The 11,879-nt window shown below is 38.3% G+C and carries 13 protein-coding genes; 3 read left to right on the forward strand and 10 right to left on the reverse strand.

Features of this window, described 5'->3' with window-relative positions:
* Positions 1 to 3 precede the first annotated feature (3 nt).
* From J0J35_RS03910 to J0J35_RS03925, 4 genes are all read right to left on the reverse strand, one after another.
* Positions 4 to 513 (reverse strand): metallophosphoesterase, encoded by a 510-nt coding sequence (locus J0J35_RS03910; protein WP_206917872.1) that lies wholly within the window; start codon positions 511 to 513, stop codon positions 4 to 6.
* Positions 514 to 548: 35 nt separating this feature from the next.
* A complete protein-coding gene (racE, locus tag J0J35_RS03915) occupies positions 549 to 1,961 on the reverse strand; it encodes a glutamate racemase (protein ID WP_206917873.1) in 1,413 nt (470 codons plus the stop codon).
* A 27-nt stretch (positions 1,962 to 1,988) separates the two neighbouring features.
* Positions 1,989 to 2,228 carry a YneF family protein gene (locus tag J0J35_RS03920; protein ID WP_004257058.1) on the reverse strand — a complete coding sequence of 80 codons (240 nt, stop codon included), beginning with the start codon at positions 2,226 to 2,228 and terminating at the stop codon, positions 1,989 to 1,991.
* Between the two features lie 120 nt (positions 2,229 to 2,348).
* Positions 2,349 to 3,371 carry a branched-chain amino acid aminotransferase gene (locus tag J0J35_RS03925; protein ID WP_019294028.1) on the reverse strand — a complete coding sequence of 341 codons (1,023 nt, stop codon included), beginning with the start codon at positions 3,369 to 3,371 and terminating at the stop codon, positions 2,349 to 2,351.
* 137 nt (positions 3,372 to 3,508) lie between these two features.
* Between J0J35_RS03925 and J0J35_RS03930 the strand changes: the two genes are divergently transcribed.
* A complete protein-coding gene (locus J0J35_RS03930) occupies positions 3,509 to 4,255 on the forward strand; it encodes a mechanosensitive ion channel family protein (RefSeq protein WP_206917876.1) in 747 nt (248 codons plus the stop codon).
* A gap of 19 nt (positions 4,256 to 4,274) precedes the next feature.
* Here J0J35_RS03930 and J0J35_RS03935 read toward each other — a convergent pair whose 3' ends face one another.
* The 6 genes from J0J35_RS03935 to J0J35_RS03960 all read right to left on the reverse strand — a co-directional run bounded on the left by J0J35_RS03935 (position 4,275) and on the right by J0J35_RS03960 (position 9,953).
* On the reverse strand, positions 4,275 to 5,036 hold the full coding sequence (locus J0J35_RS03935) for a ribonuclease HII (RefSeq protein ID WP_206917877.1): 762 nt from the start codon (positions 5,034 to 5,036) through the stop codon (positions 4,275 to 4,277).
* Positions 5,023 to 5,880, reverse strand: a complete 858-nt coding sequence (gene ylqF, locus J0J35_RS03940) for a ribosome biogenesis GTPase YlqF (RefSeq protein WP_019294031.1) — start codon at positions 5,878 to 5,880, stop codon at positions 5,023 to 5,025. The genes J0J35_RS03935 and ylqF overlap by 14 nt, the downstream gene beginning before the upstream one ends.
* Before the next feature lie 265 nt (positions 5,881 to 6,145).
* Positions 6,146 to 6,790, reverse strand: coding sequence for a DNA-3-methyladenine glycosylase (locus J0J35_RS03945; RefSeq protein WP_206917879.1), 645 nt, complete (start codon positions 6,788 to 6,790; stop codon positions 6,146 to 6,148).
* A 251-nt stretch (positions 6,791 to 7,041) separates the two neighbouring features.
* The gene (locus J0J35_RS11595; RefSeq protein WP_242534086.1) at positions 7,042 to 8,076 is read right to left on the reverse strand and encodes a hypothetical protein; all 1,035 of its coding nucleotides are present in this window, start codon (positions 8,074 to 8,076) and stop codon (positions 7,042 to 7,044) included.
* Positions 8,077 to 8,162: 86 nt separating this feature from the next.
* Positions 8,163 to 9,302 carry an ArgE/DapE family deacylase gene (locus J0J35_RS03955; RefSeq protein ID WP_206917880.1) on the reverse strand — a complete coding sequence of 380 codons (1,140 nt, stop codon included), beginning with the start codon at positions 9,300 to 9,302 and terminating at the stop codon, positions 8,163 to 8,165.
* A 159-nt stretch (positions 9,303 to 9,461) separates the two neighbouring features.
* Positions 9,462 to 9,953, reverse strand: coding sequence for a hypothetical protein (locus tag J0J35_RS03960; RefSeq protein ID WP_206917881.1), 492 nt, complete (start codon positions 9,951 to 9,953; stop codon positions 9,462 to 9,464).
* Positions 9,954 to 10,176: 223 nt separating this feature from the next.
* Here J0J35_RS03960 and J0J35_RS03965 point away from each other — a divergent pair, with 223 nt between their 5' ends.
* The gene (locus J0J35_RS03965) at positions 10,177 to 11,628 is read left to right on the forward strand and encodes a Y-family DNA polymerase (RefSeq protein ID WP_206917882.1); all 1,452 of its coding nucleotides are present in this window, start codon (positions 10,177 to 10,179) and stop codon (positions 11,626 to 11,628) included.
* A complete protein-coding gene (locus J0J35_RS03970) occupies positions 11,618 to 11,794 on the forward strand; it encodes a hypothetical protein (RefSeq protein ID WP_206917884.1) in 177 nt (58 codons plus the stop codon). The genes J0J35_RS03965 and J0J35_RS03970 overlap by 11 nt, the downstream gene beginning before the upstream one ends.
* Positions 11,795 to 11,879 lie beyond the last annotated feature (85 nt).

Below are 11,879 nucleotides of genomic sequence, written 5' to 3' on the forward strand. Positions count from 1 at the left end.
TTTCTAAAGCTCAAAAGTAAATTGTAGACCTGGAATTTCATGGTGCTCTAAATCGTGATAAGAGACCTTATAGCCCTTCTCTAAAATTGTAACGATGGCATACATTTTTATATTGATATTTCCTCTAGGTTGACTTACTGAACCCGGATTTATATACAAGGTATTTCCTATCATCTGTGCGACAGGCTGATGGATATGACCAAAAAGTGCAATGTCCGCTTCTTTTTCTTCTGCAAAGTAAGAATAACGATCAAGACCTAAGCCAACGTAAAACTGGTGGCCATGTGCGATGAGAACTTTCTTTCCCTCAACATCCACCATTTTTATATCAGAATAGCCATCATCATAATCACAATTTCCTGCGACTACGTTAATCCCTTGCCATATATCATCATTACTAGGCAACTCAGAATCACCACAATGGAACAAAGCTGATGCTGTGCCTTCATATTTGTCTTTGATTCTTTTAATTACGTCACGATCAGTGTGTGAATCACTCATTACAATAAACATTGAAGACTCCTTTTAGCTAACACTCATGCCGCTTTTTATTTTTTAATGTGCTCCAGCCATTCTGGGAGTTCTGTCATTAATTTTTGTAAAGCTTGACCACGATGTGAAGCTGTATTTTTTTCTTCAGCACTAAGCTGAGCAGCAGTTCGGTCTGACGTTCCCACTAAAAAGATAGGATCATAGCCAAAACCATTTTCGCCTTGCGGCGTAAGGCCAATACGTCCTTGCCAGTCTGCTTCAACAACCAAACTGTCATGGCCTGGATAAGCAGCAACTAATGTCGTATGGAAATGCGCTGTCCGACGCTCAGGTGTTATTGCTGTTGAAGCTAACTCATGGAGAAGTTTTGCAATATTTTCCTCATCTGTTGGATCAGGCCCAGCAAAACGATGGCTCCAAACACCAGGCAAACCTCCTAAAACATCCACACATATGCCAGAATCATCACCGATGACAACTTCACCAGTAATTTCGGCAATTTGTTCTGCTTTGAGACGTGCGTTTTCTTCAAAAGTCATGCCAGTTTCAGCAATATCTGGTAACTCAGGATAATCTTTAAGATTTTTAATTTTGTAGCCAAATTCTTCAAATAGACGTTTGAATTCTGCTGTTTTCCCATCGTTACGTGTGGCGATGAGTATCGTTTTTTCAGCAGATAATTCTGTGTGCTGTGCAGTGATTTTTGCCGAACCAAGCCATCTGTCCGCAATAGCTTGAAAATCTTCTGCCTTACCTGTTGTATAAAAACGGTGATGGAGACTTTGACGCTCTTCGCCATTTATATCAAAATAGTTGAGCAAAACGGTAATATCACGTACAGTTTCAGAACCACTGTCAATAAGCTGAACATCGGGTCCCATTTCTTTTTGGATGAGTTTGCGCAAAAGAGGATAATGTGTGCAGCCTAAAATCAAGGTGTCAACTTTGCCAACCATTGATTTTAAAGCCTTCGCTACTATTTCTTGAGCCTCTTCCGAATCTGCACCGTTGGATTCAACCAATGGTACAAACTCTGGGCAAGCCAAACTACGTACATCAACACTTGATGATTTGAGTTGAATAACTTTACGATATTGATCAGAATTAACCGTTGCTTGTGTCGCAATTACGCCGACTTTCTTGTTAATTGTTTTTTGAATCGCACTTGAAGCACCTGGTAAAATCACACCTATGACAGGAATATCAAGAGCTGCTCTTACTTCTTCAATTGCAACTGCTGTCGCTGTATTGCAAGCGAAAACAATCATTTTTACATTTTTAGAAAGCAAAAAATTGACCATATCCCAAGTGAAAGCAGTAATCTGCTCATTTGAGCGTGGCCCGTAAGGCGCACGTTGCGTATCACCGATATAGACAATTTCTTCGTTTGGTAATTGACGGAGAATCTCGCGAACAACGGTCAAGCCTCCAACTCCTGAATCTAGTAAGCCAATAGGTTTGTTGTCCATAAATACCTCCAAAATTTACTTTTTATCTTATTTTTTCTTAGTGTCTGCTTGTTTAGCTGCACTACGAATTTGACGAAGTACTTGTTGTACTTGTGCTTCCGATGGTTTGCGTCCCATTGACCCCATCATCATACGTACTGCATCTTCATTCAATGGTGGGTTATCCATTAAGAGCTTTTTAGTTTGTTTTTGTGTAAACCAAGCGCCCCCAGCAAAACCAGCAATGGCAAAGACAATCATAAGTAAAATTGCAACAAATAAATTCATTAATACTCTCCTACAAGAAAGCTATAAAATCGCTTTCGTAATTTTTACTCCTTATTATATCAAATTTAGACACATTTGTCAGCTGCAGATTTCTCTCACAATTTTTGAATCTTTTATTTATTATTCAACAGTATAAATCCAACCTTCTGGGGCTTCCTTATCGCCAAATTGAATACCAACAAGTTCATTGTATAAGCGTTGAGTCACTGGGCCAACTTCTGTTTCTGAATAAAAAACATGGTGTTTATCCTGATCATCAATAGCACCAATTGGTGAAATGACTGCAGCAGTTCCACAAGCGCCTGCTTCGACAAAATCATCTAGTTGATCAACAAAAACATCACCTTCAATAGCTTTCATTCCTAAACGCTCTTCCGCCAATTGCAATAAAGAATATTTTGTGATAGAAGGTAAAATTGAAGGACTTAAAGGCGTGATGAACTCATTATTCTTGGTAATCCCAAAGAAGTTTGCTGCACCCACTTCTTCAATCTTAGTGTGTGTTGCAGGATCAAGATAAATCACATCAGAATAGCCAGCTTCATGTGCTTTTTGTCCTGGCTCAATCGAAGCGGCATAATTCCCCCCAACTTTTGCCGCACCTGTACCATGTGGCGCCGCACGGTCATAATCTCGGGATACGAGGAAGTTTGTTGGTGCTAAACCGCCTTTAAAGTAAGAACCTACTGGGACCGCAAAAATTGTAAAGATGTATTCATCCGCTGGTTTTACCCCAACAAGGCCGCCAACACCTATTAGTAATGGACGAAGATAAAGTGTAGCTCCAGTTCCGTAAGGAGGGACAAAGTCTTCATTTGCTTTAACGACTTGTTTTACGGCATCGATAAACTTGTCTGTTGGTACTTCTGCCATACGCAAGCGGCGTGCTGTAGCTTGTAAACGCTCAGCGTTACGGTCAGGACGAAAAAGATTTATTTTTCCAGATTTTGTACGGTAGGCTTTGAGTCCTTCAAATCCTTGTTGTCCATAATGAAGCGCTGGCGAGCCTTCCGAAAGATGCAAAGTCGCATCGCCTGTAAGTTTTCCATCATCCCATTTCCCATCTTTAAAATGTGAAATATAGCGATAAGGCAACTCTCTGTATTCAAAACCTAAATTTTCCCAATCTAATTCAACTGTCATTCTTTTTCGTCCCCCATTTTATCGACATTCTTTTTCCATAAAGCCAAACTTCATGGTATTTGTTATAATTAATTATTATAAGCTATTTTGAATGTGATTTCAACATAAATTCAGAAAATTATAGAAATGGAAATAAAATGAATATTCTTAGAATAAATTTTCAAGAACTCGGCCAACTCTTGTTGGATAAATTAATCTACGTCTTTTTAGTCAGTCTTTTGTTTTTTATTTTATACCGGATCAGTGCTCGCATCGTAGAAACTCTTTTCAAAAACTACAGCAATCGTTCTTGGGCAGATGCTTCTCGGATAATGACCTTAGCCCGCTTAACAAAAAGTGGTTTAACTTATCTGACAGCCTTTCTCTGGATCTATACCATTCTCTCTATTCTTGGTGTTCCTGTAGGAAGTGTACTTGCAGGTGCTGGTATTCTTGGTGTTGCTCTTGGTTTCGCAGGCCGTGACCTTGTCGCAGATATCATCAATGGTTTCTTTATTATTGTCGAACATCAGATTAACGTGGGCGATTGGATTCGTTTTGAAAATCTCGGTATCGAAGGGGAGGTTACTGCTGTAGGTATCCGCTCAATCACTTTGATTTCAGATGATGGTGCCACAGCTTTCATTCCTAACCGTAATATTGAATCCTTGAAAAATTTCTCTTACAAAGATCGGACGATGAACTTAGACATCCCAGTTACAGCCGAAAATTTAGAAGCGATGAAAGACCAAGTTCTCCGTGTGAACGCTGAATATCCTCAAGTCGTTTACAACGGTATTATTACACGAGACGAAAGCATTTTTATACGGAGTTTACTCACGGCGAATCTCAGCGAAATAAATGGCTTACGGATGGAAATTATGAACAAATATTATACAAAATAAGCAGATTATGATGATCTGCTTATTTTTCTACCATTGATTTGATAGGTTCATAAGATTTACGGTGAATCGCTGTAACACCGTAGTTCTTCAGGCCTTCCAAATGCTTGGCCGTACCATAACCTGCATTATGTTCAAAGTCGTAATGTGGATATTTTTTTGCATACTCCGCCATCATTCGATCTCGTGTCACCTTCGCAACAATACTTGCTGCCGCAATGCTTGACGACTTGGCATCACCTTTGATAATACTGACTTGAGGAATATTAATGTCTAACTTCATCGCATCGATTAAGAGGCATTCTGGCTGTATTTCTAATTTTTCTACAGCTTGAAGCATTGCGATTTTAGTCGCCTGATATATGTTCACTTGGTCAATCGTTTCGTTATCAACTAAGCCAACACTTACAGCAAGCGCTTTTTCTTGGACTTCTGCAAAAATAGCTTCATGTTTAGATTTTGGAATCTTCTTACTGTCGTTGAGACCTTTAATCTTACAATTTTTTGGTAAAATCACGGCTGCAGTCACAACAGGACCAGCTAAGGGACCACGTCCAACCTCATCTATACCCGCAATCAAGTCCATCCCTTGCGCATATGCTTGTCGCTCAAAGTTCAGCATCATTTCTAAACGTTCGTCTTCTACTTGTTCTGCTAAAATCTCTTTTTTACGACGTTTAATCGCTGCTTGAACTCCTGCACGAGTATCTTCCAAAAAAGCGTCCACTTCGAGTAGTGTATTTAAGCCGTTCAGTTGCTCTTTTATTTCTTTAATCGTTGACATAGTCACTCACTTTATCCAAGCAATATTCGCCCATTCTGCCATCACGTACATCCTTAACAAACATTTGATAAAAACGGTCATAATCATCACGGAAGCCAAAACGTTTGGTCAATTCCATGATGAGATCGGGAATTTCTAACTCCAGATCTGCTTCTTTCATGCGCAAACGTTTCATAGTAGCTTCTTGGTAATTTTCAAGGAAATACTGCAAACCAAAAATAGTCACATCATCCATCGGCAAAAGCTGATCCTTAATAGCGCCTGTTAAAGCAAGTTTTAGACCAACTTGGTCATCTTCGAATTTTGGCCAAAGTATCCCTGGTGTGTCAAGAATTTCCAACTCTTTATTGGTACGCAACCATTGCTGCCCCTTAGTTACACCAGGCTTATTTCCTGTAACAGCTACTTTTTTTCCTGCAAGACGGTTCATCAGTGTTGACTTACCCGCATTAGGAATACCTACAATCATCGTACGTAAAGAACTATTCTGGATGCCTCGTTCAGCATTACGCGCAAGCTTATCAGCCATTAAAGTTTTCGCTGCAACAGTCAAACGTTTGGCAGTATGTGCTTCTTTCGAATTGATGGCTAGAGCGATTATGCCTTGCTTTTCAAAAAATTCCACCCACGATTTCACAGCGTTTCTGTCAGCTAAATCAGCCTTGTTTAAAGCGATAAGACGTGGTTTATCCCCAATAATTTTATCCAACATTGGGTTACGTGAACTGATTGGTAAACGTGCATCTACTAACTCAATCACAAAATCAACATATTTTAAATTTTCTTGCACTTGACGACGCGCTTTGGACATGTGTCCTGGGAACCACTGAATTGCTACACCCATTTTTAAACCCTGCTATGACTGATGTCATAGCCTTTCATTTTTATTTTTTAGTGATGAAAATAAGTACTAAATACATCTAGAGATGTCCGTATCTCTATTTTACTTGAACCTGCTCTCTGTGTTTTTTCTTACATAAAAAAGCCTTGTAGAGCATATCATACTAGGCTATTCTATCATTTTTTAAGATTCTGCGCTAATATGTAGCTGTTTGAATTTGTGGTTTATTTTATTATTCTGGAGTTCTTTCTCATATAAAAACAGCAAGTCATGCCTTTGGTATCGTTTCTTTTAGCTCGTTTTTATTTTTCTGAAAAGGTGGTTTTTCCCAAGTCAACTCATCATCATCTAATATTTCTTTTTTCCGAATACGGGAAACTTGCGAATTTCCTTTTACATAAAATCCTAAAGGTTCATCTCGCCATTCATCCATACATGTTATTCCAATCCTTTTTCGGCTAACAATCTCTTTGGGTGTTTTGTCTACTTCTAATGTCAAACGTGAGTCAGGAAAATACTCTCCGTCTATCCCTTTCGTTATACCAAAGGATTTCGTGAGCTTTCCAGGACCACTGCCATCATGTTCTGGAGTATCTGCTTGAACGGCACGAATTAAAACAGCCTCTGGGATATCTTCGTCCATAGTTACTAGATTTAACATAAAATGACCATGAATTTGATATACATACCAGTGACCAGCGGAGAGATACATGGATTCATTACGAGGTGTACGTTTTCCCATGAAGCTATGGCACGCACTATCCAGTGTACCAAGATAAGCTTCAGTTTCTACAATATTCCCAAGTATTTGCGACTCACCGCCTGTTTCCATGACAAGTTTCATACCAAGAAGGCTTTTGGCCGTCTCAATTGTGCTTTTATTTATAATATCTAAAAAATTTTTATCTTTCATAAATTACCTGATCTTTCACAATGATATGTTCCTATGTAAAAGCAAAATAGCCGTTCTGCTTTCTTCCTTAATATCATCAATACTCATTTATTATTACTTAAATGATACTCCATAGATCTAACATTTTCAATAAGTTTAGCCTAGTCATTCAAACATTTATTTTTTCTAATATGCATCCGTTCAGTTTAGTATTTTAATTATTGCTTATACCTTTTTGGTGGACATTAAAAAGACATGCATTCATGCCTTTTTTATATTCTATCCAAAGGATCCGCAATCATATCCTGTTTACTTGATGCGTCTCCATCTACATCATTCAGATATGTTTCCATACGTATGGCATTAATCTGCAGCTTATCTTGACTAAAATCAATATTCTCTTTCTTGATGACAAGCTGTTGGGTAGTGAGCGTGTTGGAAATACCGTAGCGGAACTTAATCGCTTTTTGTTTTACAAAAATATCCTTCCAAGTAATTTGAGGAATACGCTTTAAGACTTTTTCTGTATTAATATTTTTTAAAGGGTTATCTGTAAAAAGTGTCTTCAATGCCCCTTCACTTAGCATATCGTAAGCGCCAAAACCTTGACCCTTCACGACAGGTTCATAGATTTCCTCAGTTTCAAAACCAATCATTTGAAAATCCACCGTAGCCTGAGCTTCAAAATGCCCATGTTCTGTCTCTTTCGAAGGTTCAGTCTGAAGATGAACAGTGACTTCTGCATTAGGCTTCATATGAATGGCATTGGTCATATCATAGCCTTGCCATGTTGTATCATCATCAAGAGCCGCAAATAATTCATTATTTAGCACCTCTACCCGCTTCTTCCATGCTTCGTTAATTTTTGTACTGTTTTTGACGTTTTCTGCTCTTTCTTTAACCAAAGATTCTTCTTTTTGTTGGTAAGCTTTGCTTCCTAGCCAGTAATACGTTTCCCAGATTTCCTTCTCACCAAGTTTGGTACGGATTTTTAAGACCTCGTTATTATTTTCCATACGAAACTTGCGCGTGACTGAGAAATCACCCGCTTTTTCTGCAATCGTGTGCGTAATAGGATTAATCTTCACATTTTTATCTGAGCGAATCACCATTTCCTGTTTGGTAAAAGAACTGGCTTGCACCAAATCTCCTCGTAATGAGCCGGCAGAAACACGGAGTTTATTTTCCCCAAAGCTGACCCATTTCCCCCGAACATCTGTTGTGTCTGGGCCTAAAAAGAGATAAGTAAGGAGAGCTGCGCTGACAAGAACTACTCCCAATAGACCACCAATAAATATTTTTTTCATATTTAAATTGTAACATAAAGTAATATAAACGCAGATTAGAATATAAAAAACCAAGCAAAAACTTGATTTTCTACACTCTAATCTAACTAATCTAAATATTTTTTCGCAATATTCTGGTATGTATCAATCATATCTAAGTAATTTGAAATTTCAACATACTCATTAACTTGGTGAGGGAGATTACTTACTCCTGGGCCAAAGACGACAAAGTCAAATTTATTTTTGGATTTCACAAATTCGGCAGCATCAGTAGTTCCCGCAATGCCAATAACTGGTAAAGGTGTCTCAAACTCACTTTGAATAGTTTGGATTAAGATTGAGTTTTTATCCGACTGCACTGCCACTTTATCCTCGTCAATCGTTAATGTCAACTTATAATCATGATTTTCATTCACTTTATCAACTACTTCTTGAAGTTTGGCCTTAATCTTATCGTTACCATAGGTTGGTACACTTCGGATATTTCCTTCAAGACTGGCTTCTCCCGGAATTGCATTCACCTGGTCACCCCCTCGGATAACAGTCACATTATGGATAGTCGTTCCCAGTTCTGCATCAGGGTATTCTTCAGCAATTTTATCCATTTCAACATTAACAGCAGTAATAAATTCGTTCAAGTGATTGATGGCATTAAAGCCTTCTTGAGGTTGTGAGCTATGTGCTGCTTTACCTGCTGAAACTACAGAGTAGTTAATTGATCCCATATGCGTGTAGACCAAGTTATAATTGGTCGGCTCAGCAATAATTAAGCCGGATAAATCATCCGCAAAACCGAGCTCTGTAAGCTGACGTCCACCAAGTTCGCCAACTTCCTCACCTACCGTAGCCAATAAACGGATGATTCCATCAAATTTTGTCTCAGCTTCTTTTAATTCAATCATTGCAATCGTGATGGCTGCAAGCCCAGATTTCATGTCTGTTGAACCACGCCCATATAATTTATCACCGTCAATAGTTGCAGAAAATGGCGGGTAAGTCCAAAGGGATTCATTACCAATATCAACAACGTCCATATGACCTGTCAGCCCCAAAACTCGGCTGCTTGAGCCACTCTTAATTTCAGCTACTAAACTGCTGCGCCCTTCGGCATATTGAATTAATTTGGAGTCAATTCCATGATTTTTCAATAAGTTTTGTAAATAAACAGCGACTTCTTCTTCATTTCCGTTAATCGATTTAATTTTTATCAAATCTTGTAAAATTTTAACTTTTTCTTCTTTTTCCATGAAATCCCTCCTAATTTTTAATTCATTTGCATTATTAATTTAACCTCTACTAATAATTGTACTCTATGTCATTTCGTCTTGCCAATAATTATACTTTTTATTTTTGGGAAAACTTTATTTATACAAAAAAAGAACCACTTTAGAAGTAATTCTTCTTTATTATTTCTTCAAAATGTTTTTCAAGACAATTCCACTGGTGACTGCCAACAATACACCTGTAGCAAGTGTTGTCTTTGTCACAATATTCCAAGGTCTTTCTGTAAGATGTTCAACTGTTTCTTTCATATAGTAAGTAGGATTTTGTCGCGGACCTTTGAGGCGTGCCGATGCTTCTTCCTGAGTTTCAGCTAATGGCATAATCGGAACATAACCTGCTTCTGTTACAATCTTGTTTTGTTTATCCTCAGAAGTCATTGGAGTTTGCGTTCCGTCTTCCTGCCCGACAAAATGATCCATCAATACACCTTGTTCTGGTACTTCATGTATTTGCCCAATAGTAAAATCTGTACCACAGAAACGAGTGCGCACAGTATTTGCAACGGCAGGCGCTGTTCCTTTGGCGGCGACCAGTAAAGTGGTCAAACCAACCACTGAAGCTTTCTTTACCTTACTCCAGTATAAGGGCTTTTTTTGATTGATTAAAACTTTCATAGCTCCTCCTTATATTACAATTTCGTTACTTATATTATAGCATTCCCTTTTCTGTTTTTACTAATAATTTGAGAGAGCCATGTTTTTTGTGTTACATTTTTTTATAAAACATCATTTAGGTTACGCAAAGAATAAATATTGAATTTACAGTTATTTTTCTTTGTTTTCTTTCTTTTTTAGGTATATAATATTGAATAAATCAATATTTGTTAAGAGGTATAATATGTTTATTGACTATACGTATGAACCACGGCGCGCAATTTTTTTTGAGGATGTAAAATCGAACTATGCCTCAATCGAGTGTGTGGAGAGAGGGCTTCATCCTTTAGATACCTCTCTATGTGTCATGAGTCGCTCAGATCACTCCTATGGCCTTATCTTAGCTTCAAGTCCGAAATTTAAAGAGGTTTTTGGAAAATCTAACGTCAGTCGTGCGGCAGATTTACCTTTTTTACTGGAAAATAGGAAATTTAACTATCGGCATTGGTATGCCAAACATACTGACATTTACGGGCAACGCACAGAACCCTCTATGCAACATGTCGCTTTTATTGAAAGTTGGGCTAAACGTACACATATCGTCCCTCCACAGATGGCTCTTTATATCGATAAGAATATCGAGATGCAGCAACTTTTGACCAACTATACTTCTTCTGAAGAAATTCACTCGTATTCTATTGATGAGTCCTTCCTTGATGTTACAGAATCTCTGAACCTTTTCTACCCTAAAATCAAAGATAAATATGAACAAATGGATTTGTTAGCTCAGGATTTACAGCAAAAAGTCCTTAAGCAAATGGGCCTATTTGTGACTGTTGGAATGGGGGATAACCCTTTACTGGCCAAGTTAGCGATGGATAATTATGCCAAGCACAGCGCAACTATGCGGGCGCTCATTCGTTATGAGGACGTCCCCGAGAAGATTTGGACACTTCCAAAGATGACTGATTTTTGGGGGATTGGGAGACGGACAGAGAAAAGATTCAATAAGTTAGGAATTTATTCTATCAAGGATCTGGCTCATGCGAACCCTGATAGAATTAAACGAAAAATGGGAATCGTTGGTCTACAACAATTTTTTCATGCACATGGTATTGATGAAACCAATGTCCGCGAGAAGCACCACAAAAAATCAGAAAGCTACAGCAACAGTCAGATTTTGCCACGCGACTACGTAAAGCAAGATGAAATTGAGCTAGTGATTAAGGAAATGGCTGAGCATCTTGCTATCCGACTTCGAAAAGGTAAAAAGCTCGCGGGTGGTCTCTCACTTTATGTCAAACCTTCCTACAAAGAATACTCTTCTTCGATAAAAATAGCCAGTAAAATTGAGCCCACTCAAAGTACAACGGATATTCAAACCGAGTTTTTGCGCCTCTTTAGAGAAAAATATCATGGTGAAATTGTAAGAGAAATCGGTATCGGCGGTTTTGATTTATCTAGCGAAAATATAAAGCAACTTAATCTTTTTGAAACAATGCTCCCTAATGAATCTAAGGTCATCACTCATCAAAAACAGGAAGCTCTGCAAAATGCCATTGATGAAATACGTGATAAATTTGATTTTACAGCCATTCAAAAAGCCAGCGTTTTGACAACTGGCTCTAGAGTTTTAGAAAGAAGCAAAATGATTGGCGGCCATGCAGCCGTAGGAGGAGAAAAAAATGACAGTTGATCGCTCATATAGCCCTTATGAATCTATCCGTAACTATCATGACAGAGGCATGATGAAATGGGGCGCTTTCGCCACAGGAGAGCTCTCTGAGGCACAACGAAAACTGCGAGAGAAAGAGGAATTGGAGGAACGGGATGAATCAGTACAATCAGAGCATGCGGATTAACCTCCTCACATATTGGAAAAGTATTTTGCCAAGCAAAGCAAATTCGATATAATAAAATAAAGAAGTTGCTTTATCAAAAACCTTA

This window comes from Lactococcus sp. LG606 (genome assembly GCF_017309645.1).
GTDB classification, from domain to species: Bacteria; Bacillota; Bacilli; order Lactobacillales; family Streptococcaceae; genus Lactococcus; species Lactococcus petauri.

Coding starts and splice junctions, on each gene's coding strand:
- J0J35_RS03910 (WP_206917872.1), bottom strand. CDS start 513: ATGTTTATTGTAATGAGTGATTCACACACTGATCGTGACGTAATTAAA.
- racE (WP_206917873.1), bottom strand. CDS start 1,961: ATGGACAACAAACCTATTGGCTTACTAGATTCAGGAGTTGGAGGCTTG.
- J0J35_RS03920 (WP_004257058.1), bottom strand. CDS start 2,228: ATGAATTTATTTGTTGCAATTTTACTTATGATTGTCTTTGCCATTGCT.
- J0J35_RS03925 (WP_019294028.1), bottom strand. CDS start 3,371: ATGACAGTTGAATTAGATTGGGAAAATTTAGGTTTTGAATACAGAGAG.
- J0J35_RS03930 (WP_206917876.1), top strand. CDS start 3,509: ATGAATATTCTTAGAATAAATTTTCAAGAACTCGGCCAACTCTTGTTG.
- J0J35_RS03935 (WP_206917877.1), bottom strand. CDS start 5,036: ATGTCAACGATTAAAGAAATAAAAGAGCAACTGAACGGCTTAAATACA.
- ylqF (WP_019294031.1), bottom strand. CDS start 5,880: ATGGGTGTAGCAATTCAGTGGTTCCCAGGACACATGTCCAAAGCGCGT.
- J0J35_RS03945 (WP_206917879.1), bottom strand. CDS start 6,790: ATGAAAGATAAAAATTTTTTAGATATTATAAATAAAAGCACAATTGAG.
- J0J35_RS11595 (WP_242534086.1), bottom strand. CDS start 8,076: ATGAAAAAAATATTTATTGGTGGTCTATTGGGAGTAGTTCTTGTCAGC.
- J0J35_RS03955 (WP_206917880.1), bottom strand. CDS start 9,302: ATGGAAAAAGAAGAAAAAGTTAAAATTTTACAAGATTTGATAAAAATT.
- J0J35_RS03960 (WP_206917881.1), bottom strand. CDS start 9,953: ATGAAAGTTTTAATCAATCAAAAAAAGCCCTTATACTGGAGTAAGGTA.
- J0J35_RS03965 (WP_206917882.1), top strand. CDS start 10,177: ATGTTTATTGACTATACGTATGAACCACGGCGCGCAATTTTTTTTGAG.
- J0J35_RS03970 (WP_206917884.1), top strand. CDS start 11,618: ATGACAGTTGATCGCTCATATAGCCCTTATGAATCTATCCGTAACTAT.